Here is a 24,915-nt window from a genome sequence, read left to right on the forward strand (position 1 = left end):
CGATGCGCGTGCTCGTGACCCGTCCTCGACATTCGGGCGAGCGCACCGCCAGGCGTCTTCGCGACCTGGGACACGAACCGATATTGCTGCCCCTGTCACGACCGGTTCACGATGCAAATGCGGCGTTGCGCGGTTTGCGTATGACCAAGGGCACTATCGCGATCACCAGCGCCGAAGCGATCAGGGCACTCGCAAAGCCTGACGTCGAGCTAGCTACCCATCTCAAACGCCCGGTCTTTGCGGTCGGGGATGCGACGGCCGAAGAAGCGCGAGCGATCGGTTTTATCTCCGTCACGGCATCGGGCGGAAGCGGCACTGAGCTTGCCGAGACGATCGCGAAAAAGGCAGGCGGCCCGGTTCTCTATCTCGCCGGCTCGCCGAGAGCGGAGACCTTCGAGAAGCGCGCGCACGAAATCGGCCTGAAGATCACCGTCTCGGAATGCTACCGGATGGAGCCGACACCGATCGCCCCGCAAACGCTGGACACGATCTTTGAGCAGCAACCGCCGGATGCAATCCTCTTTTATTCACGCCAAACAGCCGAAAATTTCTTCCGCGCGGCCGAAGTGCGGATGCGGTCAGGCCGGACAGATGGAATACGTCTTCTCTGCCTCAGCAAATCGGTTGCCGAAGCGGTCCCGGCGTCGCTGCGGGGCACAGTGAGCATCGCTGTAATGCCGGAGGAGCGCAGCCTTTTGTCGCTCCTCTGAACGCCTTGTGCGCCCAAATTTTATCTAACCTCTTTTCTTGACTGGCATCACTGACTAGTTTCGTTGCAATGCATAAGTAAGAGGATCTCATGGCACCAGGAAATCCGCCTCGCCACTCGAAGAACACCGAAGAGCCGGTCACAATCGATCTGGATACGCAGGAATTTGCTTCTGCCAAGGATACCGAAACGAAAGCCGAGGAGCCGACCGGCGTATCGGATGTGAGCCCTGCGGATGAGCCTCCGGCGCAGCCCGAATTGACCAGCGAACCGTTGCCTGACGAAACGCCAAAGGCTGCTGCCGAACCCGAGCCCAAGACGAATGAGCCGGTTTCGCCAGCATCGCCCGCCCCGCTGCGCAGCAACATATCGGGCCTGATCGCCGCCGGTATTGTCGGCGGCCTGATCGCGCTTGTCGGTGCAGGCGCCATTCAATATGCGGGCTACCTGCCGGGTTCGTCCACGCCCGAGACACCATCCGCCGAGATTGCCAATTTATCCGCCGAGATCGACGGCCTCAAGCAATCGGTCGCCAATCTCGCCGCTGCCCCCGCTACGTCGGATAACGGTGCGCTGGAACAGCGCATCGCAGCGTTGGAGGCGACGGCAAAGACCTCGCCCGCTATGCCCGCCGACACAACCGCGGTCGACGCTCTCAATCAGAAGATTGCCGACCTGACCGCCCAGATCGATCAGTTGCGTGGCGCCGTCACGCAAGCCTCGGAGCAAAAAACCTCCAATAACGCCGATATCGAGCAACGTCTGGCTGAAGCCGAAAAGAAGCTCAACGAACCGCGGCAGGACGTCGCCGTCGCCAAGGCCATCGCCGCCGCCGCGTTGAAGGCGGCGATCGATCGCGGCGGGCCGTTCGTTGCCGAGCTCGACACCTTTGCTGGGGTCTCCCCCGATGATCCTGCCATTGCGGATCTGCGCAATTTCGCGGAGACCGGCGTTCCCTCGCGCGCCGAGCTTGTCCGCCAGGTACCGGACGTCGCAACGGCTATCGTCGATTCCATCAATCAAACCGATGCCAACCAGAGTTGGTCCGACCGGTTGATGGCGAGCGCCAAGTCGCTGGTGACGGTCCGCCCCGTCGGTAACATTGAGGGTGAGAGCGTCGAGGCGATCGCCGCGCGCATGGAAGACAAGGTGAAGAATGGCGACCTGCCAGGCGCCGCAGCCGAATGGGCCGATCTGCCGGCTCAGGCGAAACAGGCATCCGCCGCCTTCAAGCAATCGCTGGAAGCCCGCATCCGCGTCGAGGATCTCGTGGGCAGTGCCCTATCCAAGGCCGTTTCCAATGCTGGCAAGGAGGGCTGAGGCATGATCAGGCTCGTCATATTCGCCGTCCTCGTCCTCGTACTCGGCTATGGATTTTCTTGGCTGGCCGATCGCCCGGGCGATCTTTCATTGATCTGGGAAGGGCAACTCTACCAGACCCGTCTGATCGTTGCGGCAAGCGCCCTGATCGCACTCATTGCGGTCGTGATGATCCTGTGGTGGCTGCTGCGGACAATCTGGACGTCGCCTTATTCGGTTGGCCGCTATTTTCGTGCCCGCAAGCGCGATCGCGGCTATCAGGCGCTGTCGACCGGCCTGATTGCAGCAGGCGCCGGTAATGCACTGTTGGCCCGCAAGATGGCCGCCCGCTCCCGCGGTTTGATTCGCGCCGATCAGGAGCCACTGATCGCGCTCCTCGAGGCACAGGCCGCGTTGATCGAGGGCCGCCACGACGAAGCCCGCGCCAAGTTCGAAGAGATGACCAACGATCCGGAAACTCGTGAACTGGGTTTGCGCGGGCTGTATCTGGAAGCCAAGCGGCTCGGCGCCAATGAAGCGGCGCGCCAATATGCCGAAAAAGCCGCCGACAACGCGCCCTACCTCCCTTGGGCCGCCCAGGCAACGCTCGAGTATCGCAGTCAGGCCGGTCGCTGGGATGATGCGATCCGCCTGCTAGAGCAGCAAAAGGCGGGTCGTGTCATCGAAAAGTCCGAGGCTGACAGGCTTCGTGCCGTTCTGCTGACGGCTCGCGCCACCGAGAAACTCGAGAGCGATCCGGCCGGCGCGCGCGACGATGCCACGTATGCCCTCAAGCTCGCCGCCGACTTCGAACCTGCCGCAATCATCGCCGCCAAGGCGCTGTTTCGCGAAGACAAGCTGCGCAAGGCGGCATCCATCCTCGAACAGGCGTGGAAGTCAGCGCCGCACCCGGACATCGGCCGCACCTATGTTCGCGCCCGCAGCGGCGATTCTGCTGCCGACCGCCTAAAGCGTGCCGAGCGCCTGGAGGGGATGCGGCCAAACAACGTCGAATCCCTGCTTCTCGTGGCGCAGGCCGCTCTCGACACTCAGGATTTTGCCAAGGCCCGCGCCAAGGCGGAAGCCGCTGCCCGTATCGAGCCACGCGAAGCCGCCTTCCTGCTGCTGGCCGATATCGAGGAGGCCGAAACCGGCGATCAGGGCCGCATTCGCCATTGGCTAGCGCAGGCGCTCAAGGCGCCGCGCGATCCGGCATGGGTGGCGGATGGCTTCGTTTCCGACAAATGGTTACCGCTCTCGCCGGTGACCGGTCGATTGGATGCCTTTGTCTGGAAGGCACCGTTCGACCATGTGGATAAAGCGGTCGATGAGAGCACGACAATCTCCATCGACAGCGCATTGAAAACACTGCCGCCGGTCCGCGATGGTCGCACCGAACGCATGGCCAGCGATCACCGCATCATCGAACTGGAGCGAGCTGCCACGATAGCCGAGGCAGTGCGTCCATCTCCCAAACCGCCGGCGCCCAGCAAGCAAGCGGCGGACGCAGCAACTTCACCCGAACCGCGCCCCTTCTTTGGTGGCCTGCCGGACGATCCCGGTGTTCGCAATCCAGCGGCAGAGCCGGAACCCAAGACGCGGCTTCGCCTTTTCTAGACAAACAGGATCTAAATGTTCGAACGCTTCCAGGAATTCTTTCAGAATCTGACTTCCGACAATGCAAAGAAAGGTTTCGCGCCCGACGATCCACGCATCGCGGTGGCCGCGCTCTGCATGCAGGTCATGGAGGCGGACGGGCAGGTCAAGGACAGCGAGACAAAGCGGCTTCGCAAGCTGCTGAAAGACCAGTACGGGCTCGACCGCAAGCAACTCGATGCACTGATGGCCGCTGGCCAGGAGGCGGAAAGCGATGCTGTCGACTACTACCGCTTCACCTCGGATCTCAAACGCCACCTCAACACGGAGCAAAGGCTCGAACTGATCGGGATCCTCTGGGACATCGTCTATGCCGATGGCGAACGCAGCGAGATGGAGGATGATGCGATCTGGCGCATCGCCGAACTTCTCGGTGTTTCCGCGCGCGAACGGATCCAGAAGCGGCAGGAGGCAGCCCGCCGAGTCACAGACGCCGAGGTGGTACAGGACGATGCCGACTGACCGCTTGCCAGAGCCCGGCCAACCTCCGGTCCTGATTGTTCTGCATCAGGAGCACTCGAGCCCTGGCCGCGTCGGTCAACTGCTGGTCGAGAAGGGGTATCGGCTCGATATCCGGCGCCCGGTTCTTGGCGACAAGCTTCCCTCGACGCTTGCCGAACATGCGGGCGCCGTCGTCTTCGGCGGACCAATGAGCGCCAACGATGCGGATGATTTCGTCAAGACGGAGATCAATTGGCTCGATGTGCCGCTGAGAGAAAAACGTCCGCTGCTCGGCATCTGCCTTGGCGCACAGATGCTGGCCAGGCAACTCGGCGGCAAGGTTCAGGCGAATGCCGATGGTTCCACCGAGATCGGTTGGTATCCGCTACGCCCGACCGAGAAAGGCCGTCTGCTGATGCACTGGCCGAGGATGGTTTATCACTTTCACCGCGAAGGCTTTGACTTGCCGCACGGCGCGGAGTTGCTGGCGGAAGGCGACACCTATCCCAATCAGGCCTTTCGCTATGACGGCCATGCCTGGGGTCTGCAGTTCCATGCCGAGCTGACACGCGCGATGATGCACCGCTGGGTGGTTCATGGCGCGCATCGCTTCATCCTTCCGAACGCGCAGCAGGGTCGCGAACATCTGGAAGGGCGCATGCTATTCGACGCGCCGCTGAAAGCATGGTTGAACGAGTTCCTCGATATTGTTTTCGAGGGCAAGACGTCCAAATCCGTCGTAACATCCAAAGCCGCCCTTCCCGCTTAGCAACGTGCGCCCTGCACCACGTCGTGCTAGAATCGCGTGCACTGCCACTCTGGCGATACTCACCAGCAAGAAGGCGTTCCGATCCGAGATGAGATCTTGGAATTGCCGTGCCCGAACAGTGACGACCAAAGCTATTTCCGGAGGAGTTCCATGGCCAACTACGAGCAGAGACTTGCCGCGATGGGATTGGTTCTACCGCAACCCCTGAAACTGCCTTCCAACATGGTCCTTCCATTTCCCTGGGTGAATGTGCGCGGCAATCGCGCATTCGTGTCTGGCCATGGTCCGCAGAATACCGATGGCACGCCCGCCGGCCCGTTTGGAGCCGTCGGCGAGAACATCTCCATTGAGGAGGCCAAGGCATCTGCTCGGAAAGTAGCCCTTTCCATGTTGGGCAGCCTGAAGCGGGAGTTGGGCAGTCTCGATCGCATTACCGGTTGGTGCCGCGTGTTCGGTATGGTGAATTGCGCGCCGCGCTTTGCCAATCCGCCAGCCGTAATCAACGGTTTCACCGAACTGATCATCGAGGTGTTCGGACCGGAGGTTGGCAGTCACTCCCGATCCGCGATCGGCGTTGCCGGTCTGCCGCTGAATTTTCCAGTCGAAATCGAAGCAGAGCTCATCGTCTCTACCTGAAGGCCGTTACACCGGCTCTCGGCGCTCCGGCGCAGCAAGCGTGTCGATTCTGCGCAGCTTCGGGAAGCTCGTTGCCCAGATCGCCGCCACGGCAAGTGTTCCGATGCCGCCAATGACAACAGCAGGCACGGCACCGAAAATGGAAGCCATCGTGCCCGCTCGAAATTCGCCGAGTTCGTTGGAGGCACCCACGAAGACCATGTTGACGGCATTGACCCGGCCACGCAATTCGTCCGGCGTCCAAAGGGCGATCAGGCTCTCCCGCACATAGACGGATATCATATCGGCCGCACCCATGATGGCCAGAGCTGCAATCGACAGTTCCGTGCTGCTCGAGAACCCGAATACGATCGTGCCGATGCCGAACAGGGCGACGCCGATGAACATCGCAAGGCCCGCACTATGCTTGAGGGGATAGGCAGCGAGAAAAATCGCCATGGCGATCGCGCCGACGCCCGGCGCCGAGCGTAGTAGGCCGAGCCCCCAGGGGCCGAGCGTCAGGATATCCCGCGCGAAGATCGGCATCAGTGCCGTCGCACCACCAAGCAGCACCGCAAAGAGATCGAGCGAGATGGCGCCGAGCACGACTTTTTCGACACGGATGAAGCGGAAGCCACCGAGGATCATATCCCAGCTCTTGGCTTCGCCGGTCGTCTTCTGCGGCGGCTTGGGGATCATATAGAGCAGTGCGGCGCCAAGGGCGGCGAAGACGACAGCGACGGTGTAAGCCGTATGCGGGCTGACGCCATAGAGGAGGCCACCAAGAACGGGCCCTGTGATCGCCGCGAGCTGCCACGAAGACGAATTCCAGGCGATGGCATTCGACAAATCCTGCGGCGGCACCAGGTTCGGCGCCAGCGATTGCACTGCGGGCGACATGAAGGCGCGCTCGATGCCGAAAACCAGCAGAACGGCAAATACAGGTAACGGCGAGAACGTGCCCGTTATCGTCATCAATAGCAGGGCCAGCGTACACAAGGCGCTGACGAGCGAGCAGATGGCGGCGATCGCACGTCGGTTATGCCGGTCGGCGACGGATCCCGTGACAAGGATCAGGACCAGCGACGGCAGAAATTGCACGAGGCCAATCAGGCCGAGATAGATCGCGCTGCCAGTCTGGTCGTACATCTGCCAGCCAACCGCGACACTGACGATCTGTTGCGAAAAGGACAGGAGAAATCGGGCGAAAAAGAACCGGGTGTAAGACGGATGCCGGAACGCGGCAAAACGATCTCCGGTTGGCGAAAAGGACATGGAAGTTTTCCAGGACAACAAGCCAGACGCCAACGCACGACGCCGCTGTTAAACATGATTTACAATGCGTTTCGAGAGAGCACTTGCCCGTTTAGTCGCCAATGTCTACATGTCTGTCAACAACGAACTGGAGACGGCAATGCTTGCGCTTTTTCAAACCATTGATTTGGCGTTGAATCTCTACACTTGGGTGCTGATCGCCAGCGCCATCTTTTCTTGGCTGTACGCGTTCAACGTAATCAACTCCAGCAATCAGTTCGTCAATTCGGTCGGCATGTTCCTCTACAACGTGACCGAACCGCTGCTGCGACCGATCCGCCGCGTGCTGCCGAACCTCGGCGGCATCGATATCTCGCCAATCATCCTGCTGCTGATCATCTTCTTCGTGCGCTCGCTGATGTGGAATTCGATCTTCCCGCTGGTGGCATGAACTGGCCCTGGGCCGCATTCACCGACCATATAGCTCTGACGATTCGTCTGACGCCAAATGGCGGACGCGATGCAATCGACAGCGTGGAGACGGACGCCGAGGGCAAGCCCCACCTCAAAGTCAGAGTGACTGCCGTTCCTGAGAAGGGCAAGGCGAACAAGGCGTTGGTAACACTGCTGGCCAAGTCGCTTGGTGTCGCAAAGTCGTCGGTCAGCCTCGCCTCAGGCGAAACCTCGCGTAAAAAAATCCTCCGGATCGATGGCGACCCGGAGGATTTGATCACGAAACTGAAAGCCCTTATCGAGAACTGATCAGGCCTTGTCCTTCTTGAAGCGTTCGATCGCCTCAAGGATCAGCTGTCCGGCTTCCTTTGAGTCACCCCAACCGTAGATCTTCACCCACTTGCCGGGCTCGAGATCCTTATAGTGTTCGAAGAAGTGCTCGATCTGCTTCAGCGTGATCTCCGGAAGATCGGTGTGGTCCTTCACCTTCTCATAGCGCAGCGTCAGCTTTGGCGACGGCACGGCGATGATCTTCTCGTCCTTGCCGGAATTGTCTTCCATCTTGAGAACGCCGATCGGGCGCACGTTGATGACGCAGCCCGGAACCAGCGGACGCGTGCTGGCGATCAGGACGTCGATCGGATCGCCGTCTTCGGAAAGCGTGTGCGGCACGAAGCCGTAATTGCCCGGATAGGTCATCGGCGTATAGAGGAAACGATCGACAACGAGCGTACCGGCTTCCTTGTCCATCTCGTACTTGATCGGGTGGCCGCCAACGGGCACCTCAACGATTACGTTGACATCTTCCGGCGGGTTCTTGCCGATGGAAATCGCGTCAATGCGCATAGAGCTTCCCTCTAAGGTTAAGTCGATGGTTGCCAGATACTGGGAATCATCCCGCAACGCAACACGCCAGTGCGGATTTCAGGTCCGCCTGCGGGCGTCGACAAGCCACCCCTCAAGACGACACACGACTTCCGTGTTGGTCGTGCGCAAGGGTCGTGCCGGACCCGAGCAGCGTCACTTGTTGGCTCAAGGGAATGTGGCGGAGGTGAGGACCGAGTCGCCTCAGCCCTCTCCACAAGTGGTGGCCAAGCATCATTCGACGCTGCAGCCGGTAGGTAAGTATACCGGTCACCAAGCCGGATGCTACCGAGGTCGCGACCGGCAGCGGCGCCGTGAAGGTCTCGGGATTGCCGGTATCAAACAAGGCTTCAGGCAGGATACGATGCAGCAGGTAGATGTGATAGCTCGCGGTTGCGATCGAAACGAGGACGGCAGCAAGCGGCGCCGGCAGCCTCACCCGAGGCAGATAGAGAAGTACCGCAAGCACCGGCACCTGCATGCTGTAAAGGATCCATGAACCCGCCCAGTTTCCGCCTGTATAGGCCATGAGCGGCATGACCACGCACCCAGCGGCGATTACGGCAAGCCGTCTTCCCGCGGAATTCGCAAAAGCCGTGCACCATCCGAAAACCGCAAGGTGCAGCACCCAGGCAAGAGTGAATATCTGCCTTTGGCCAACTGGCCAAAGCGTTGGGATAACAAAGTGTGCGAGCACTGCAAGAGCCAGCAGCAGCATGCCGAAGCGGAACGGATCCTTCCCGGCGAAACGCCGAACGGGCGGCACGACAAACAGTGCGCCCCAAAGCAGCAACAACTGCGCAAAGGCTTCCACGAACCAGTAAAGATAAGGCAGCATCTCGTGCCGCTCTGGCTGCGCGAAGCCGAGGTTTCCAACAAGAAACACGGAGGCCCACGGCATTGCGCCCCAGGCAATACTGAAACCGAAAATGACGAGGTAGTAGGGCCAGAGAACGAGACCAAGCGGTCGCAAAAAGCGCTTGAGGTCACCGGCGAAAAGCGCGCGGGATTGGAAGCGTGCCAGCCCGTATCCGCACAGCACGAGCATTGTTCCGGCACCACCCGGAATGGGCCACGGCGTCGCATGGTGCAGCACGACCAATAGAATGGCAATCGATTTCAAGAGAATATCGCTGGCGATCGTTCGCTGGGCGCTCGTCGAATGCGATCGAGCCGAAAGAGCACCGACACTCATCTTTTCCCAACCATCCGGTACCGTGCCGAGCAGCCGCTCGAGACCGACCGTAAGCTCGAGATAACGCAGCGAATCTCCGCCAAGCTCTGCAAAGCTGTCCTGGGGCGACACCTGCTGGGGGAAAAACACCTCGCGAAACAGGCTGATGACCGTTGCTTTCGCGCGCGCCGGCTCCCCTTCCATGCGCAAGCGGAGTTGTTCGTAGTCGATCTTGCCGTTGGTCAGCCGTGGCAGTTCCTTAGTGGCGATTGCGCGCACCTGCGGCAAGCCGATACCTGCAAGCACCGCCAGCGCCTCCCGAACGTCTTCCTCGGCTTGCGGACCCGCAAAGGCCACAAGCAGTTGCTGGTCATTGCCAACAACAGCGGCTGCAATACCCTTCACAGCCAGCGCCGTTTCCAACGCATCATGACCGAGACGGACACCGCCAATCTTAGACATCCGTCGCAGGCGGCCCGTGATTCGAAACAGGCCGTTCTTATCGCACGTGGCAAGATCGCCGGTCCGAAGCTCCTCGATATCAGCGTCCGCCGCCAGATCTTGGCGCGTCTCAGCGTAACCGAGCATCACGTTTGGTCCGCGATAGACGAGTTCACCGGCAATATCCGAGCCCATGATCCTCATGCCCTCGTCGTCAACCAACCACAGTTCACCGCCCGGCACCGCAACCCCGATCCGATCAGCACTCCCTGGCAGGTGCTCAGGGGGGACATAAGCAATTCGCGCCGTGGCCTCTGTCTGCCCGTACATCGCAAAGAAGCGCTGTCCTTCGCCTTGCAGCCAGCTATGATAGCGTCGGACGGTCTCCGGCTCCATGCGTCCTCCGGCAACTGTCATGAAGCGAAGATCAGGATAGCTCTGTTCGCGAAATCCACGTTGCTCTAAAAGCTCGTAGGAATGCGGAACACCTGCGAAATTCGTGCATCGCGCCGCCCGGAAATCATCCAGGAATGTCGGCTCGAGGACCGATGTCCCGGGCATCCAGACGGCGGCACCGACCGCAAGGTGGGAATTGAGCACCGACAATCCGTAGGAGTAATGAAGCGGCAGGACTAGAGCACCGATATCGCCCGCGTGCAGGCCAAGATAGTCGGTGATCTGCTCTGCATTGGCGGCGACGGCCGTCTTCGACAGTCTCACGGCCTTGCCACTGCCCGTACTGCCTGATGTCACCAGCATCAGGGCGAGGTCAGGATGCACGGCCGCGTCACTGAAACTGTGGTTTGCTTCCATCAACCGCCAGCGCCCGCCTTTGCGGCGGTAGACGATCTCGGGCGCAAATCGCTCCATGAAGGACGACCACGCCACGTCATCCTCGGGCGGCAGCAACGCGACGGCGTGCCCGCCAGCAAGGGCTGCGAGATAGGCAATAATCGAATGCTCGGATTGTGCGGCCTCGATCGCGACGAGTTTCTTGCTCGTGCCCAACGCACCGCTTAGCGACGCAACACGATCGGCGAGTTCACTGTACGTGATTGCAGGTCGAAACGGCAGCAACAGGGCCGGCCTATCGCCCATGCGGTCGATACGCGTCCAAAAGCCGTCCAACATACTTGTTCCCCCACGCGGATCAAAAGCGTGAGGCGCGACTTATATAAGTTGAATATGATTTGCAAGTTTTCGCGACAGACAAAACGCTGTCAGGCAAGCCAATTCCGGTGAAAAAACCTAGCTCAAAGCTCGGCGCTTCAACCCCAGATGAAACCGATTTTCTTCAGCTGCTTTTGGTCGAAAGTTTCCATGCCCTCGCAATAGTCGACGCCGCCGTGGCTGCGATAGAACTGAGCGCCAGTCTCGTTTTCTTCGAGGCACCAGACAACCAGTCCATTGCAGCCGAGCGACTTCAGAAGCCGTCTGGCTTCACCAAAAAGCATGTGTCCGAGGCCAATCCCTTGGTATTCCGGCCGAAGATAGAGCTCGTAGATCTCGCCTTCCTGCGGAAGGGCACGGGCACGATTGAGGCCAAGCGTCGCGTAGCCCGCGACCGTACCAGCGACGTCGAGAACGAGCAGCGTAGCGGGCCCGCGGGTAGCCTTGCGCCACCAATTCTCACCGCGACGCTCGATCATCTGCCGCAATGCACGATGCGGGATGATCCCCGCATAGGTGTGCTGCCACGCAAGCCGATGCACTTCCGATATGGCTCGGGAATCGTGCGGTTCGGCCCGCCGAACATCGATCGACAACGTCTTCATAACGCTTACTCTGGTCCCATTGTCGGCAATTAACCATATGCGCGCCGCGCATTCAGGCCTTTTGCCCACAGGCTTAACATGTGGACGACATGTGAAATTTAACGCTTTTTTAACTATTGCGACAAGCGAGATTCGACGCGGCACACAATAAAAAACCCCGGCACGATGGCCGGGGTTAAGGGACTTCAAGACGCTTGGATGGCTCAGGCCATCTTCGCCTTGGCGAAGCGCTTGCGGTCATTCGCGTCAAGATACATCTTGCGCAGACGGATCGACTTCGGCGTCACTTCCATCAACTCGTCGTCCTGGATCCAGGAGAGCGCGCGGTCGAGCGTCATGCGGATCGGCGGCGTCAGCTTGACGGCTTCGTCCTTGCCGGCGGCGCGGATGTTGGTCAGCTGCTTGCCCTTCAAGACGTTGACCTCGAGGTCGTTGTCGCGGGAGTGGATGCCGATGATCATGCCCATGTAGACCTTTTCGCCGGGCTCGATCATCATGGGGCCGCGATCTTCCAGGTTGAACATGGCATAGGCCACGGCTTCGCCAGCAGCGTTTGCCAAGAGAACGCCGTTCGTACGGCCGCCGATTTCACCCTTGTAGGGCTGGTAGTCCTTGAACAGACGGTTCATCACGGCGGTGCCGCGCGTGTCGGTCAGAAGTTCCGACTGGTAGCCGATCAGGCCGCGGGTCGGTGCGTTGAACACCAGGCGAACGCGGTTGCCGCCCGAAGGACGCAGCTCGGTCATCTCAGCCTTGCGCTCGGACATCTTCTGCACGACGACGCCGGAATGCTCTTCATCAACGTCGATGACGACTTCTTCGATCGGCTCCATCAACTGGTCGTTCTCGTCTCGGTGCATGACGACGCGCGGACGCGACACGGCCAGTTCGAAGCCTTCGCGGCGCATGGTTTCGATCAGAACCGCAAGCTGCAATTCGCCGCGGCCGGAGACGTAGAACGAATCCTTGCCTTCGGCTTCTTCGATCTTGAGAGCGACGTTGCCTTCGGCTTCCTTGTAGAGACGGTCACGGATGACGCGCGAGGTGACCTTGTCGCCTTCGGTACCGGCCAGCGGGCTGTCGTTGACGATGAAGGACATGGTGACGGTCGGCGGGTCGATCGGCTGCGCAGTCAGTGCCTCGGTCACGGCCGGATCACAGAAGGTGTCGGCAACCGTGCCCTTGGAGAGGCCGGCGATCGCGACGATATCACCTGCATGCGCTTCGTCGATCGAGGTGCGCTCGATGCCGCGGAACGCGAGGATCTTCGAGATGCGGCCGTTTTCGATCAACTTGCCATCCTGGCCAAGAACCTTAACGGCCTGGTTCGGCTTGATCGAGCCGGAATTAATGCGGCCGGTGATAATGCGGCCGAGGAATGGGTTGGCTTCGAGGATCGTGCCGATCATCGTGAACGGGCCTTCGTGGACGGTCGGCTCGGGAACATGCTTGAGCACGAGGTCGAGAAGCGGCGTAAGACCCTGATCCTTCGGGCCCTCCGGATTGACGTTCATCCAGCCATCGCGGCCCGAACCGTAGAGGATCGGGAAATCGAGCTGTTCGTCTGTTGCGTCGAGGTTCGCGAAGAGGTCGAAGACCTCGTTGATGACCTCTTCGTGGCGACCATCAGGACGGTCGATCTTGTTGATCGCGACGATCGGGCGGAGGCCGACCTTCAGCGCCTTCGACACGACGAACTTCGTCTGCGGCATCGGGCCTTCCGACGAGTCGACCAGAACGATCGCGCCATCCACCATCGACAGGATGCGCTCGACTTCGCCACCAAAATCGGCGTGGCCGGGGGTGTCGACGATGTTGATGCGGACACCCTTCCACTCGACTGAGGTCGCCTTGGCAAGAATCGTGATGCCGCGTTCCTTTTCCAGATCGTTGGAGTCCATGACGCGTTCTGCGACGCGCTGGTTCTCGCGGAACGAGCCGGACTGTTTCAGGAGCTCGTCAACCAGTGTCGTCTTGCCATGGTCAACGTGCGCGATAATCGCGATGTTGCGAAGTGCCATATGTCTGTATCTCTGAAGCTGGGGCGCCGCGCTGGGAGAAGGCGCCAATTTCATTTGGGCGGCTCATACAGTGTTTTTCGCGTTTGCGAAAGGGGGAAAGCCGGATTGCCTGCCATGCATGACGTCAACTCGATATCTGCGGGTCAAGCGTCATCCGCCACAGTTCAGTATCGTTCCGGTCCATCAGCCTCACGGTCAGTTGCTCGGTCTGCCCATCGATGTCGACGAGCCCAAAGAACTGCATGCCGACCGACGGCGGCAAGTTCTGCTCCGCGCCACCGGGCGCTGCTTTCATGAACTTCACCTGTGGCCCGAAAGTCATGTCGAGTTGCTGCGGACCGTAGGTACCGGAATGAAGGGGACCGGCAACGAATTCCCAGAACGGCAGGAATTCGTGGAATTTGGCCTTGCCGGGGTCGTAGTAGTGCGCGGCCGTATAGTGCACATCAGCCGTCAGCCAGATCATGTTGAAGATGCCGGCATCGTGGATGAAGCGTAGCAGATCGGCGAACTCCAGCTCGCGGCCAAGCGGGGCACCATTGTCGCCATTCGAGATCGACTCGCTGCCACTCCGGCGACCATAGTCGTCCCAGATCACCAGCCCGATCGGCAAATCGCAGGCAATCACCTTCCAGGTCGCCGTCGAGCGCACCAGCTCGCGCTTCAGCCACGCCACCTGACGCTCGCCCAACAGACGGGAGGCATCGGAGACAGTGGCGTCACCGCCATGGCTGTTGCGTCCGCGATAAGAGCGCAGGTCGACGAAGAAGAGATCGAGCAGCGGCCCGTATGAAACCTTGCGGTAGATCCGGCCCGGCTCATCGGCGACATAGCGGATGGGAGTCATCTCGTGAAACGCCCGGCTGGCGCGACCAGTGAGCGCCGAAACGGACTTTTCGGTGTAGCGGTCGTCGTCGCGCAGGTCCGTCGAGGGCGACCAGTTGTTCAAGACCTCGTGGTCATCCCATTGATAAAAGACCGGACAGACGGCATTGAGCGCCTTCACATGCTCATCGAGCAGGTTATAGGACCATTGCCCGCGAAACTGCTCCAACGTCTGGGCGATCTCGCGCTTTGCGTCGGTGACGATCCTGTTCTTCCAAACTCCCCCGTCTCGCAACCTGATCTCGTCGGGCATGGGATTGTCGGCATAGATCGTGTCACCGGAATGGATCATGAAGTCCGGGCGATGGTAGGCGATCGTCGCATAGGCGCGCATGCCGTCATCGTCGATGCCCCATCCCTGCCCGGCCGTATCGCCCGACCAGGCAAACCGGATGCTACGCTTGCCCACCGATGCCGTGCGAAACTGCCCTTGGATTGACTCGGACAAATCATTGATGTCCTGCAGGTTGGCCGCACAGAACCGGTAAAATATCTCCTGATCGGGCGGGAGATCCCGAAGCAGCAGCTTTCCGGCAAGACCGGTTTGCGGCGTGACGTCTATCGGCGCTATGCGCACCGCATTGGCGAACCTGTCGCTCGTTGAATACTCGACAGCGAGTCGCGCCGGCCGGTCCACCTGCGTCCAGATCACGCCGGAACTCGCATCGACGTCGCCGGATTGCACACCATACGTGAAGAGCGGTCGGCTGGAAGAGCCCCGCGCATAATAGGGCATCGCCAGCCCTGCCACCGCAAATCCGCCGACCTCGCCCATTGATGAGAGAAAGCGTCGGCGGGTCGTCGTCTCGGTCAATTTCATGCCATGGCGTATCCGGCTTGCGGGAATGGAAGAGATTCTCCCGCACCGACCCTACGGCGGCCGTCATGTCATCACCTTGAAGATGGCATGACGGTTTTTCGAAACTTCGACGACAGTTTTGTTAGGCGATCGCCTCAAGCATCACTGCCGGACAGTTCTTCGAAGGTCGCTAGACCCTTCTTCACCAGCATGGCATCCGGGCTCGGCAGCTTGCCTCGGAAAGCCTTGTAGGCGTCCTCGGGATCGATCGCGCCGCCGACGGAATAGATGTTATCCTTGAGCTTGGCAGCCATCTCGCGATTGAACGCGTCGCCGGTTTCCTCAAAGGCGGCAAAGGCATCGGCATCGAGAACCTCGGACCACATGTAGGAATAGTAGCCGGCTGAATAACCACCCGAGAAGATGTGCTGGAAGTGCGGCGAAGCATGTCGCATGACGATCGACTTCGGCATGCCGAGCTCCGACAACACCTCGGCCTGTACCGCCATCGGATCCTCGACCTTGTCGCGAGTGTGGAACGCCATGTCGACGAGCGCGGACGAGGTAAACTCGACCGTATTGAAGCCGGAATTGAACGTCCGCGCCGCCAGAACCTTGTCGAGCAGGGCCTGCGGCATTGGCTCGCCGGTTTCAAAGTGCACGGCATATTGCTTCAGGATCGCAGGCACCGTCAGCCAGTGCTCGTAAAGCTGCGACGGCAGCTCAACGAAATCGCGTGAGACACCCGTGCCCGAAACCGAGGGGTAGGTGACGTTTGACAGCATCCCGTGCAGCGCATGGCCGAACTCGTGGAACAGCGTGCGCGCGTCATCGAGCGACAGTAGCGCCGGCTTGCCCTCGGCGGGCTTCGCGAAGTTGCAGACATTGTAGATGATCGGCAATTCGCCATTGCGGCCGTTCTTCAACGGCAGCTTGTGCTGCGACTGGAAAGAGCTCATCCAGGCGCCCGAGCGCTTCGAGCTGCGGGCGAAATAATCGCCGAGGAAGAGCGCGACCAGCCTGTCTTCGCGATCGCAGATCTCGAAGACGCGGACGTCGGGATGGTAGGCTGGAACGCCCTTCTTCTCGACGGCGCGAATGCCGAATAGCCGGCCAGCGACATCGAAGCAGGCATCGATGATCTTCTCAAGCTGCAGATAAGGCTTCAGCTCCGCCTCGGAGAAATTGAACCGCTGCGCCCGGATCTTCTCTGCATAGTGCCGCCAATCCCAGGGCATGACGTCGTGGTTCTTGCCTTCGTCCGCGATCAACTTGGCGATGTCGGCTTCTTCCTCGCCGGCACGCTTTACCGCCTTCGCCCATACCTCCCGAAGCAGGTGGTTCACGGCTTCAGGCGTCTTTGCCATTGTATTGTCGAGCTTCAATTCAGCGAAGTTGCCGTAGCCGAGCAGCTTTGCCACCTCGTCGCGGAGCGCAAGCGTATCCCTGATAATGCCGCGGTTGTCAGTGGCGCCATCGTTCTCGCCGCGCGCAACCCAGGCCTTGAAGGCCTGTTCCCGCAGGTCCCGCCGCTCGGAGAAGGTCAGGAACGGCTCGATGATGGAGCGCGACAGCGTCACGGCAAACTTGCCCTCTTCGCCACGCTCGCGCGCAGCCGCCGCCATCGCATCCTTCAGAAATTCCGGAATGCCGTCGAGATCCGCGCCGTCGGAAAGGATCAGCGCCCAGCTCTTCTCGTCGGCAAGCACGTTCTGACCGAACTGGGTACCGAGGCCGGCAAGCTTCTCGTTGATCCCCGCAAGCTTCTCCTGCTCAGCCTTCGGCAGTTTCGCGCCCGATTTGACGAAGCCCTTCCAGTGCCGCTCCAGCACCCGTGTCTGCTCCAGCGTCAATCCGAGGCTTTCGCGCGCTTCCCACAAGGCGTCGATGCGCGCAAACAGCGCCGCATTCATGCCGATCTTGGAATAGTGGCGCGACATCTTCGGCGAGATATCCCGCTCCAGCGCCTGGATCGTATCATTGGTATGAGCGCCCGCCCGGTTCCAGAACAATGCCGACACACGCGACAGCTCGTCGCCCGCGATCTCGAGAGCAACGACGGTATTCTCGAATGTCGGCGCCTCTGGATTCCCCGCGATCGCGTCGATCTCTTCCTCATGCGCGGCAAGTGCTGCATCGAAGGCCGGAGCGAAGTCGCCATCATTGAGGGCATCGAAACGCGGCAGGCCGTGGAGACCGTTCCATTCAACGAGTGCGGGATTGTATTCTGGTGTGGAAGGCATGCGGGGATCCTTTGTGGCAGGCAACTGAACAGGCAATATAGGGATGCGGATCCGCAATTGGTATCGCCGATCAGACGCACATCTCCCGGCCGGACTACGGAAAGTTCATGGCAAGAAATGATGCATAAGAATTAACTAATCGTTAACGATTGACGTACGTTCGCCATGCGCGGTAGCTTCACGCATCATCTTTTTGCAAGTGGATACGCGTCATGGAAATCCTTTCTGTGCGGTCTTCGCCGAATTTTCTTTTCAGAGAAAACTCCGATAATTCCAGCAGTTACACCGAATTAGAAGCGCAATTCGGCACGGCGACGAAGGCCCAGACGGCATTTCACATCGATGAAACGAACGCGGATACGCCTGATTTTTCCGCCATCAGCGCCAGCGAACTGCGCCAATATGCGAGGCAGAGCTTCGATGCTGGCGCGATCGATCAGGATACGTTTGCCGCGATCTCCGAGCCGCTGCCGATGCGGACGATCGATCCGTCAGGCAACATCCTTGATCTGTCCGATATTACCGACGCGACGAGCTTCAATTTCCGGGATTACTACAAGGACCAGCTCCAGATCGCGACATCGATCGGCGACCCGCAAACGGTGGCACGGCTCGATTCCGTCGTCAGCTTCCTTAACGTCTGATCTCAGGCTTTCCGCCATCCGAGCAAGCCGGGCGTCGCATGCCAGAGCGCCTGTGCTGCAAAGCCCATGAAGAGAACACCGGAGCAGCGCACGATCAGCCGTTCGTGCGAACGATAGAAACGTCGGACCGTTCCTGCGCCAATAATGGTGATCAGGAACATGTCCGCTACGATGAAACCCAGGAACGAAACCGCCAGCAGGATCGGCAACGTGTGAAACTGCAGTGCGCTCGCCGAACCCGCAACGAGCGCGGTAAACGTCGCGAGTGCAACCGGATATCCCTTCGGATTGGTAACGCCGAAGATCAGGCCGCGGCGGAACGGCCGCTCCACGACCATGAGAGCCTGCCCCTCACCCTTCGGCTTTGCCCGCACGGCATTCCAGCCGATCCAGGCAAGGTAGAAACCACAGACAAGGCCAAGCGCGTCAAAGACGAAGGTACCGATCGTCTTCGCACCGATGATCGCAATCAGCGCCAGCGATGCCCACAGCAGATCACCGACCAGATGGCCGCCGACGAACAGAGCGCCAGCACGGCGTCCCTGCCCTGCCCCGATACCAAGCAGCGCCAGAAACGCAGGCCCAGGAATGAGCACGTAGAGAAGAGCTGCCAGAAAGGCGCCCGCGAGCAAGGATTGCGTCATCGACAAACTCCGGAAAGGACAGTCGCAGCTTATGCGCCAATCGAAAGGCGTCAAGCTGTCATGGCGATCCATCAGATTTTTGAATTGCCGTATCACGCGGCTTCCGACAGAAGGGAAGCGGCCGCCCTCACGCGGATTGCGCATGTCACCAAAGACCGAGTATCCTCTATGCCCCCATTCCGGATGAGTGAACGGCGAACGAGCATGCTCGGAGCGCTTCTCGCAACCATCGGCCCGATCTCGATGTCGATCTATACGCCGGCGATGCCGGAGCTTGTCCATGCGTTCCAGACGTCCGACTCGGCGATCAAGATGACGCTCTCGGTCTATTTCGCCGGCTTCTCCGTTGCGCAACTGCTTGCCGGTCCGCTTTCGGATGCCTTCGGCCGCCGTGCGGCGACGCTCCTGTTCATCGGCATCTATGTCGTCGGCAGCATGCTCGCCGCCTTTGCGCCCGGCATTGAATGGCTGCTTGCCGGTCGCCTGATCCAGGGAATTGGCGCCTCCGTCGGGATTACGGTGGCGCGCGCCATTGTGCGTGACCAGTTCACCGGAACGGAAGCCTCCCGCATCATGAACCTGATCGGCATCATGATCGCGATCGGACCGGCCGCTGCACCGACGGTCGGCGGCCTGGCGCTGGCCGCCTTCGGCTGGCAGTCGGTCTTCTTCCTGCTGATCGGCTTCGGACTGCTGATCTGTTTTGGGGTGATCGTGTTCATGCGCGAAACAAGCGTGCCGGACCCGCGCCGCGCGCTCCCTGTCCCTCTGATTCGCGCTTATCTGGAGCTTGCGCGCGAAAGCCGCTTCGTCTCCGCCTCGTTCGTCCTTGGCGGCTCGATCGGCGCACTCTACGCGCAGGCGACGCTGCTCCCGTTCATCCTCATCAAGGTCGTCGGTCTGTCACCGACCGCCTTCGGCCTCGGCATGCTGATGCAATCAGGCTCCTACTTCCTCGGCTCCGTCTGCCTTCGCTACGCCGCACCCCGCTTGGGCGGCGACGGCTCCGTGCGCGTCGGGCTTGGGCTGCTCGGGCTCGCCGGCATCATGATCGCACTGTCAGTCCACTTCGTCACGCCATCCTATCTCTCGATCATGGGGCCGATCGCATTCCTGGCCTTCGGATTGGCGTTCCTGACGCCGCACATGACGACATCCGGCCTTTACCCCTTCCCGCATATCGCCGGCTCGGCGTCCGCAATGATGGGCTTTATTCAGATGGGTGGCGGCTTTGCCGGCGGCGTCGCGGGCTCGTTGATCGGCATGCCGCTGCTTGCCTTCGGATCGGTGATCCCGATCATGGCAATGATTTCGATCATGAGCTACCTCTGGTTCGTGCGCGCCTCGCAACGCGCAGCAGCACTTTCCCACGCCACAACGGGCGAATGAAAAAGGCCCACACGAGGCGGGCCTTTGATCTCTTGCGGCTGCTCTCGGTTACTTCGAGAGGTTGCGCTTGGCGAGCGTTCGCAGACGCAGCGCGTTGAGCTTGATGAAGCCGGCGGCGTCCTTCTGGTCGTAGGCGCCCTGATCGTCTTCGAAAGTAACCAGCTTGTCGGAATAGAGCGACTTCGGGCTCTCGCGGCCGGTGACCATGACATTGCCCTTGTAGAGCTTCAGCGTCACTTCGCCTTCGACATGCTCCTGGCTCTTGTCGATCAGCGCTTGCAGCATTTCGCGCTCCGGCGAGAACCAGAAGCCGTAGTAGATCAGCTCGGCATAGCGCGGCATCAGCTCGTCCTTGAGGTGCGCGGCACCGCGGTCGAGCGTGACGGATTCGATGGCGCGATGCGCGGCAAGCAGGATCGTGCCGCCTGGCGTCTCATAGACGCCGCGCGATTTCATGCCGACGAAACGGTTCTCGACGAGGTCGAGGCGACCAATGCCGTTGTCACGGCCGTAGTTGTTGAGCGTTGCGAGCAACGTTGCCGGGCTCATGCGTACGCCGTTGATCGAAACAGCGTCACCCTTCTCGAAGCCGACCTTGATAACAGTTGCCTTGTCGGGAGCCGCTTCCGGAGAAATCGTGCGCATATGCACGTATTCAGGCGCCTCCTGCGCGGGATCTTCGAGAACCTTGCCCTCGGACGAGGAGTGCAGCAGGTTGGCGTCGACGGAGAACGGCGCTTCGCCCTTCTTGTCCTTGGCGACCGGGATCTGGTGCTTTTCAGCGAACTCGAGCAGGTCGGTACGGCTCTTGAACGACCAGTCGCGCCACGGCGCGATGATCTTGATATCGGGGTTCAGGGCATAAGCGGAAAGCTCGAAACGAACCTGGTCGTTGCCCTTGCCGGTAGCACCATGCGCGATCGCATCGGCGCCGGTCTTGCGGGCGATATCGATCAGGTGCTTGGAGATCAGCGGACGGGCGATCGAGGTGCCGAGCAGATAGACACCCTCATAGACCGCATTGGCGCGGAACATCGGGAACACGAAGTCCCTGACGAACTCTTCGCGCACATCCTCGATGTAGATCTCCTTGATGCCGAGCATCTCGGCCTTCTTGCGTGCCGGCTCCAACTCTTCGCCCTGGCCGAGGTCAGCCGTGAAGGTTACGACTTCGGCGCCGAGCTCGGTCTGCAGCCACTTCAGGATGATCGAGGTGTCGAGGCCGCCGGAATAGGCGAGGACGACTTTCTTTACGTCTTTGTGCGATGCCATGATGATGAGGTCCGTTGCAAGAGGGCGGCGGCAAACCCGCCAAGCCCGGTATGGCTGGGCACTTTTAGCGAGATCGGCGCAGGACGCAAGGGCAACGGCGACCATAGGCAGCCCGGATAATGTTTGACAGGCCGAAAGCGCAACCCATATCTGCCAGCGTCCTGACAATGCTGAGGAGAGGCTGGCCGTGACGAAAATTCAAGACATCATCAAGAAATCCAATGTCGCCGTCATCACCGGCGGTGCTTCCGGCATCGGGCTTGCCGCGGCAAAACACTTTGCTCGTGCGGGCATGAGCGTCGCCATCGCCGATCTCGGCGGCGACCGGCTGGCGGAGGCTGCAAGCGAGCTGAAGTCGATCTCCGGAGAGGAGCATGTGCTCGCCGTTGAGACCGACGTGGCGCAGAAGGACTCGCTGGACGCGCTTGAACGCACCGTGATTCAGCGCTTCGGCCGCGTGCATGTCCTCATGAACAATGCTGGCATTGGCCCGGAGACGTCGATCTTCAGCGCCCAGGCCAATTGGGACAGCATCCTCGGCGTCAACCTGCTTGGCGTCATCAACGGAACGCGAACCTTCGGCCAGCATATGCTCTCGCACGGCGAACCGGGCCTTATCATCAACACCGGTTCCAAGCAGGGCATCACCACGCCACCCGGCAATCCGGCCTATAACGTCTCGAAAGCTGGTGTGAAGGTGTTCACCGAAGCGCTCGAGCATGAACTGCGTAACACAGAAGGCTCGAAGATCTCGGCCCACCTGCTGATCCCCGGCTTCGTCTTCACCGGCCTCACCAAGGGCGACCGCACCGAGAAGCCAGCCGCCGCATGGACTGCGGAACAGACGGTCGACTTCATGATCAAGAGCCTGGAACGCGGCGACTTCTACATCCTCTGCCCCGACAACGACGTCGCCCGTCCGGTGGACGAACGCCGCATGGCCTGGGCGATGGGTGACATCATCGAGAACCGCCCACCGCTGTCGCGCTGGCACAAGGATTATGCCGACAAGTTCAAGGCCTATCTCGAACGGAAGGAATAGTTCGTATTAGAAGGTTTGATTAGACATTTTCTGAGAGCCGGATAAAAGCACCCAACGTTATTCCGGCTTTCAGAGTGTAACATGGACTTTCTGCCCAGCATTGCCACGCTTCTCGCCTTTGCTGCCGCAACCCTTCTGCTTGCGGCAACGCCTGGCCCAGACATGACGCTTTCCATCAGCCGTGCGCTGGCACAGGGCAAGAAGGCTGCACTCTTCGTCGTCCTTGGCACCAGTCTCGGGATTGTCGTTCATACCATGCTGGTGGCTTTCGGTGTCTCAGCGCTGATCACCGCGTCGCCGACCGCCTTCCTGATCCTGAAGACCGGCGGTGCCGCCTATCTGCTTTGGCTTGCCGTCCAGGCGATCCGCTATGGCTCGAAGTTTTCGGTCAACAAGGTGGAAGCCTCAAAAGGCACGCCGCTTGCCAACATCTCCTCGGGTTTCTGGGTCAACCTGCTGAACCCCAAGGTCATCATCTTCTTCATGACCTTCCTGCCGCAGTTCGTCAGTACTGGCGACCCGACGGTGACGCAGAAGCTGCTGTTTCTCGGCTTCTGCTTCATCCTGATCGGCATGCCTGTGAACGCTGCTGTGGTCTTTGCGGCCGACTGGCTGGCCAGCTGGCTGCAGACCAACAAGAAGGTTTTGCGCGGCATGGACTTTACCTTTGCCGGCGTCTTCTCCGTCTTCGCGGCAAAGATCCTGCTGACGCAGGCGCGTTAAGCGACCTCCGGGAAGCTGGCTTCCCGGAATGCCTAGCCTCAGCCGATCAGCAGTGCGTCATCGTCCAGCGTCTGGCCGCGCATCTTGCGGAACATCGCGATCAGGTCTTCGACCTGCAGCGTCTTGCGGCTGTCGCCGCTGACGTCGAGAACGATCTCGCCACCGTGCAGCATGATCGTACGGTGGCCATAATCGAGCGCCTGCCGCATGGAGTGCGTGACCATCAGCGTTGTCAGCTTGCGTTCAGAAACGATCTTCTGCGTGAGCCCCATGACGAATTCGGCCATCCCAGGATCAAGCGCCGCCGTGTGCTCGTCGAGTAGCAGCACTTCCGAGCCGGCAAGCGTCGCCATCACAAGCGAAACCGCCTGACGCTGACCGCCGGAAAGCAGGTCCATGCGGTCCCGCATGCGGTTCTCAAGGCCGAGATTGAGCTCGGCGATCCGCTCGCGGAAATGCTCGCGCCGCTTCGGGCCAAGCGCCGAGACGAGCCCCCGCTTTTCACCGCGACGCGCCGCAAGTGCAAGGTTTTCCTCGATCGAGAGCGAGCCGCAGCTTCCCGTCAGAGGATCCTGGAAGACGCGGGCGACTAACCCGGCGCGAGCGGCCGTCGATTTGCGTGTGACGTCGGTATGGCCGATCAGAACCTGGCCTTCGCTGGCAAGCACATCGCCGGCAAGAACGCCGAGCAGGGTCGATTTGCCCGCGCCGTTCGAGCCGATGACGGTGACGAAAGAACCTTCCTCGATTGTCAGGCTGACGCCGTTCAGCGCCTGCTTCTGCAGTGGCGTACCCTTGCCGAAGACGACCTTGATATCCTTGAGCGTGATCACGATGCAGCACCTCCGCGGCGAAGGCGGGGAAGGATGAGCGCGATCGTCACCAGCACCGCCGTCACGAAATTGAGGTCCGACGCCTGCAGCCCGATGACATCGGTCGAGAGAGCGAGCTGGATGGCGATGCGATAGAGAATGGAGCCGAGCACACAGCCAATCAGCGCGATCAGCAGCCCGCGCCGACCGAGCAGCGTTTCACCGATAATGACGGCCGCGAGACCGACAACGATCGTACCGACGCCAGAGGTGACATCAGCAAAGCCGTTCGTCTGCGCAAACAGCGCGCCACCGAAGGCAACCAAGGCGTTGGAGATCGCCATGCCGAGATAGATCTGGCGGCTGGTGTCGACGCCCTGTGCGCGGGCCATGCGGGCATTCGCACCCGTCGCGCGCATCGCCAGACCCGAGTCGCTCTCAAGGAAGCGCCAGACAAGGATGACAGCGACGACGACGAGGACGCCGACGAAGAGTGGCCGAACGTAGAAGTCGCGCAGCCCATGACCAAAAAACGGACTGATCATCGTATCCGCATTGATCAGTGCGACGTTCGGCTTGCCCATGACACGCAGGTTCACCGAAAAGAGCGCGATCATCGTCAGGATCGAGGCAAGCAGGTTGAGGATCTTGAACCGCACATTGAGCATCGCCGTAACGATGCCGGCCGCAGCACCCGCAACCATGGCGACGAGCGCCGCAAGCCAGGCATTGACGCCGGCGATGATGAGAACCGCCGTTACGGCAGCACCCAGCGGAAAGGAGCCGTCAACCGTCAGATCCGGAAAATCCAGCACACGAAATGCGAGGTACACGCCGATGGCAACGAAGGCGTAAACCAGCCCCAATTCCACCGCTCCCCAGAATGCGATCTGGCTCAAGGCTCCTGCCCTTTCTTCTGACTTGTCCCGCCTCTAGCGGACCCAAGCTTCTAATACCATCAGCCGCCCCCGCGTAAAACGGGAGCGGCTGG

At 60.4% G+C, this 24,915-nt stretch carries 23 protein-coding genes; 12 read left to right on the top strand and 11 right to left on the bottom strand.

Annotated features, from left to right (window positions below; all coding sequences use genetic code 11):
* The first annotated feature begins 2 nt into the window (after positions 1 to 2).
* The 6 genes from NBG89_RS15505 (at position 3) to NBG89_RS15530 (ending at position 5,510) form a co-directional block, all read left to right on the top strand.
* Entirely contained in the window at positions 3 to 710 is a 708-nt protein-coding gene (locus NBG89_RS15505; RefSeq protein WP_431322710.1) for a uroporphyrinogen-III synthase, read from the top strand.
* Between the two features lie 89 nt (positions 711 to 799).
* Entirely contained in the window at positions 800 to 2,029 is a 1,230-nt protein-coding gene (locus tag NBG89_RS15510; protein WP_431320671.1) for a COG4223 family protein, read from the top strand.
* 3 nt (positions 2,030 to 2,032) lie between these two features.
* Complete coding sequence (locus NBG89_RS15515; RefSeq protein WP_431320672.1) at positions 2,033 to 3,625, top strand: heme biosynthesis protein HemY; 1,593 nt, start codon at positions 2,033 to 2,035, stop codon at positions 3,623 to 3,625.
* A 15-nt stretch (positions 3,626 to 3,640) separates the two neighbouring features.
* Positions 3,641 to 4,126 (top strand): TerB family tellurite resistance protein, encoded by a 486-nt coding sequence (locus NBG89_RS15520; protein ID WP_431320673.1) that lies wholly within the window; start codon positions 3,641 to 3,643, stop codon positions 4,124 to 4,126.
* Positions 4,116 to 4,874 (top strand): glutamine amidotransferase, encoded by a 759-nt coding sequence (locus tag NBG89_RS15525; RefSeq protein ID WP_431320674.1) that lies wholly within the window; start codon positions 4,116 to 4,118, stop codon positions 4,872 to 4,874. The genes NBG89_RS15520 and NBG89_RS15525 overlap by 11 nt, the downstream gene beginning before the upstream one ends.
* Before the next feature lie 150 nt (positions 4,875 to 5,024).
* Positions 5,025 to 5,510: a RidA family protein gene (locus NBG89_RS15530; RefSeq protein ID WP_088692964.1), complete on the top strand. Its 486-nt coding sequence runs from the start codon at positions 5,025 to 5,027 to the stop codon at positions 5,508 to 5,510.
* A gap of 6 nt (positions 5,511 to 5,516) precedes the next feature.
* On the opposite strand, the gene NBG89_RS15535 is transcribed toward NBG89_RS15530, so the two are convergent.
* The gene (locus tag NBG89_RS15535; RefSeq protein WP_431320675.1) at positions 5,517 to 6,764 is read right to left on the bottom strand and encodes an MFS transporter; all 1,248 of its coding nucleotides are present in this window, start codon (positions 6,762 to 6,764) and stop codon (positions 5,517 to 5,519) included.
* 139 nt (positions 6,765 to 6,903) lie between these two features.
* On the opposite strand from NBG89_RS15535, the gene NBG89_RS15540 reads away from it, so the two are divergent.
* Complete coding sequence (locus tag NBG89_RS15540) at positions 6,904 to 7,194, top strand: YggT family protein (RefSeq protein WP_016556606.1); 291 nt, start codon at positions 6,904 to 6,906, stop codon at positions 7,192 to 7,194.
* A complete protein-coding gene (locus tag NBG89_RS15545; protein WP_431320676.1) occupies positions 7,191 to 7,505 on the top strand; it encodes a DUF167 domain-containing protein in 315 nt (104 codons plus the stop codon). Before NBG89_RS15540 ends, NBG89_RS15545 begins: the two co-directional genes overlap by 4 nt.
* On the opposite strand, the gene ppa is transcribed toward NBG89_RS15545, so the two are convergent.
* From ppa to NBG89_RS15575, 6 genes are all read right to left on the bottom strand, one after another.
* Positions 7,506 to 8,042 (bottom strand): inorganic diphosphatase, encoded by a 537-nt coding sequence (gene ppa, locus NBG89_RS15550; RefSeq protein WP_431320677.1) that lies wholly within the window; start codon positions 8,040 to 8,042, stop codon positions 7,506 to 7,508.
* A gap of 112 nt (positions 8,043 to 8,154) precedes the next feature.
* The gene (locus NBG89_RS15555; RefSeq protein WP_431320678.1) at positions 8,155 to 10,806 is read right to left on the bottom strand and encodes an AMP-binding protein; all 2,652 of its coding nucleotides are present in this window, start codon (positions 10,804 to 10,806) and stop codon (positions 8,155 to 8,157) included.
* Between the two features lie 137 nt (positions 10,807 to 10,943).
* Positions 10,944 to 11,450: a GNAT family N-acetyltransferase gene (locus tag NBG89_RS15560; RefSeq protein ID WP_088692969.1), complete on the bottom strand. Its 507-nt coding sequence runs from the start codon at positions 11,448 to 11,450 to the stop codon at positions 10,944 to 10,946.
* 203 nt (positions 11,451 to 11,653) lie between these two features.
* Positions 11,654 to 13,471 (bottom strand): translational GTPase TypA, encoded by a 1,818-nt coding sequence (gene typA / locus NBG89_RS15565; protein WP_088692970.1) that lies wholly within the window; start codon positions 13,469 to 13,471, stop codon positions 11,654 to 11,656.
* Between the two features lie 124 nt (positions 13,472 to 13,595).
* The gene (locus NBG89_RS15570; RefSeq protein ID WP_431320679.1) at positions 13,596 to 15,176 is read right to left on the bottom strand and encodes an alkaline phosphatase D family protein; all 1,581 of its coding nucleotides are present in this window, start codon (positions 15,174 to 15,176) and stop codon (positions 13,596 to 13,598) included.
* Between the two features lie 134 nt (positions 15,177 to 15,310).
* The gene (locus NBG89_RS15575) at positions 15,311 to 17,398 is read right to left on the bottom strand and encodes a M3 family metallopeptidase (protein WP_431320680.1); all 2,088 of its coding nucleotides are present in this window, start codon (positions 17,396 to 17,398) and stop codon (positions 15,311 to 15,313) included.
* A gap of 212 nt (positions 17,399 to 17,610) precedes the next feature.
* Between NBG89_RS15575 and NBG89_RS15580 the strand changes: the two genes are divergently transcribed.
* Complete coding sequence (locus tag NBG89_RS15580; RefSeq protein WP_431320681.1) at positions 17,611 to 18,042, top strand: hypothetical protein; 432 nt, start codon at positions 17,611 to 17,613, stop codon at positions 18,040 to 18,042.
* Between the two features lie 2 nt (positions 18,043 to 18,044).
* On the opposite strand, the gene NBG89_RS15585 is transcribed toward NBG89_RS15580, so the two are convergent.
* Positions 18,045 to 18,686: a LysE family translocator gene (locus tag NBG89_RS15585; protein WP_431320682.1), complete on the bottom strand. Its 642-nt coding sequence runs from the start codon at positions 18,684 to 18,686 to the stop codon at positions 18,045 to 18,047.
* A gap of 204 nt (positions 18,687 to 18,890) precedes the next feature.
* Here NBG89_RS15585 and NBG89_RS15590 point away from each other — a divergent pair, with 204 nt between their 5' ends.
* Positions 18,891 to 20,075, top strand: coding sequence for a multidrug effflux MFS transporter (locus NBG89_RS15590; protein WP_431320683.1), 1,185 nt, complete (start codon positions 18,891 to 18,893; stop codon positions 20,073 to 20,075).
* A gap of 48 nt (positions 20,076 to 20,123) precedes the next feature.
* Here NBG89_RS15590 and NBG89_RS15595 read toward each other — a convergent pair whose 3' ends face one another.
* Positions 20,124 to 21,347 carry an argininosuccinate synthase gene (locus NBG89_RS15595; protein WP_431320684.1) on the bottom strand — a complete coding sequence of 408 codons (1,224 nt, stop codon included), beginning with the start codon at positions 21,345 to 21,347 and terminating at the stop codon, positions 20,124 to 20,126.
* Positions 21,348 to 21,534: 187 nt separating this feature from the next.
* On the opposite strand from NBG89_RS15595, the gene NBG89_RS15600 reads away from it, so the two are divergent.
* On the top strand, positions 21,535 to 22,389 hold the full coding sequence (locus NBG89_RS15600; RefSeq protein WP_431320685.1) for an SDR family NAD(P)-dependent oxidoreductase: 855 nt from the start codon (positions 21,535 to 21,537) through the stop codon (positions 22,387 to 22,389).
* A gap of 81 nt (positions 22,390 to 22,470) precedes the next feature.
* Entirely contained in the window at positions 22,471 to 23,112 is a 642-nt protein-coding gene (locus tag NBG89_RS15605; RefSeq protein ID WP_431320686.1) for a LysE family translocator, read from the top strand.
* 38 nt (positions 23,113 to 23,150) lie between these two features.
* Here NBG89_RS15605 and NBG89_RS15610 read toward each other — a convergent pair whose 3' ends face one another.
* Positions 23,151 to 23,945 carry an ABC transporter ATP-binding protein gene (locus NBG89_RS15610; RefSeq protein WP_431320687.1) on the bottom strand — a complete coding sequence of 265 codons (795 nt, stop codon included), beginning with the start codon at positions 23,943 to 23,945 and terminating at the stop codon, positions 23,151 to 23,153.
* Entirely contained in the window at positions 23,942 to 24,823 is an 882-nt protein-coding gene (locus NBG89_RS15615) for an ABC transporter permease (RefSeq protein WP_431320688.1), read from the bottom strand. Before NBG89_RS15615 ends, NBG89_RS15610 begins: the two co-directional genes overlap by 4 nt.
* Between the last annotated feature and the right edge of the window lie 92 nt (positions 24,824 to 24,915).

The organism is Rhizobium sp. YTU87027, from assembly GCF_050644135.1.
Classification (GTDB): domain Bacteria; phylum Pseudomonadota; class Alphaproteobacteria; order Rhizobiales; family Rhizobiaceae; genus Rhizobium.

What these genes read in the sequence shown, in the direction of transcription:
- NBG89_RS15540 (WP_016556606.1), top strand. Translation starts at nt 6,904, where the DNA reads ATGCTTGCGCTTTTTCAAACCATTGATTTGGCGTTGAATCTCTACACT.
- NBG89_RS15595 (WP_431320684.1), bottom strand. Translation starts at nt 21,347, where the DNA reads ATGGCATCGCACAAAGACGTAAAGAAAGTCGTCCTCGCCTATTCCGGC.
- NBG89_RS15575 (WP_431320680.1), bottom strand. Translation starts at nt 17,398, where the DNA reads ATGCCTTCCACACCAGAATACAATCCCGCACTCGTTGAATGGAACGGT.
- NBG89_RS15520 (WP_431320673.1), top strand. Translation starts at nt 3,641, where the DNA reads ATGTTCGAACGCTTCCAGGAATTCTTTCAGAATCTGACTTCCGACAAT.
- NBG89_RS15570 (WP_431320679.1), bottom strand. Translation starts at nt 15,176, where the DNA reads ATGAAATTGACCGAGACGACGACCCGCCGACGCTTTCTCTCATCAATG.
- NBG89_RS15580 (WP_431320681.1), top strand. Translation starts at nt 17,611, where the DNA reads ATGGAAATCCTTTCTGTGCGGTCTTCGCCGAATTTTCTTTTCAGAGAA.
- NBG89_RS15605 (WP_431320686.1), top strand. Translation starts at nt 22,471, where the DNA reads ATGGACTTTCTGCCCAGCATTGCCACGCTTCTCGCCTTTGCTGCCGCA.
- NBG89_RS15555 (WP_431320678.1), bottom strand. Translation starts at nt 10,806, where the DNA reads ATGTTGGACGGCTTTTGGACGCGTATCGACCGCATGGGCGATAGGCCG.
- NBG89_RS15545 (WP_431320676.1), top strand. Translation starts at nt 7,191, where the DNA reads ATGAACTGGCCCTGGGCCGCATTCACCGACCATATAGCTCTGACGATT.
- NBG89_RS15585 (WP_431320682.1), bottom strand. Translation starts at nt 18,686, where the DNA reads ATGACGCAATCCTTGCTCGCGGGCGCCTTTCTGGCAGCTCTTCTCTAC.
- NBG89_RS15505 (WP_431322710.1), top strand. Translation starts at nt 3, where the DNA reads ATGCGCGTGCTCGTGACCCGTCCTCGACATTCGGGCGAGCGCACCGCC.
- NBG89_RS15560 (WP_088692969.1), bottom strand. Translation starts at nt 11,450, where the DNA reads ATGAAGACGTTGTCGATCGATGTTCGGCGGGCCGAACCGCACGATTCC.
- ppa (WP_431320677.1), bottom strand. Translation starts at nt 8,042, where the DNA reads ATGCGCATTGACGCGATTTCCATCGGCAAGAACCCGCCGGAAGATGTC.
- NBG89_RS15510 (WP_431320671.1), top strand. Translation starts at nt 800, where the DNA reads ATGGCACCAGGAAATCCGCCTCGCCACTCGAAGAACACCGAAGAGCCG.
- NBG89_RS15590 (WP_431320683.1), top strand. Translation starts at nt 18,891, where the DNA reads ATGCTCGGAGCGCTTCTCGCAACCATCGGCCCGATCTCGATGTCGATC.
- NBG89_RS15535 (WP_431320675.1), bottom strand. Translation starts at nt 6,764, where the DNA reads ATGTCCTTTTCGCCAACCGGAGATCGTTTTGCCGCGTTCCGGCATCCG.
- typA (WP_088692970.1), bottom strand. Translation starts at nt 13,471, where the DNA reads ATGGCACTTCGCAACATCGCGATTATCGCGCACGTTGACCATGGCAAG.
- NBG89_RS15530 (WP_088692964.1), top strand. Translation starts at nt 5,025, where the DNA reads ATGGCCAACTACGAGCAGAGACTTGCCGCGATGGGATTGGTTCTACCG.
- NBG89_RS15515 (WP_431320672.1), top strand. Translation starts at nt 2,033, where the DNA reads ATGATCAGGCTCGTCATATTCGCCGTCCTCGTCCTCGTACTCGGCTAT.
- NBG89_RS15525 (WP_431320674.1), top strand. Translation starts at nt 4,116, where the DNA reads ATGCCGACTGACCGCTTGCCAGAGCCCGGCCAACCTCCGGTCCTGATT.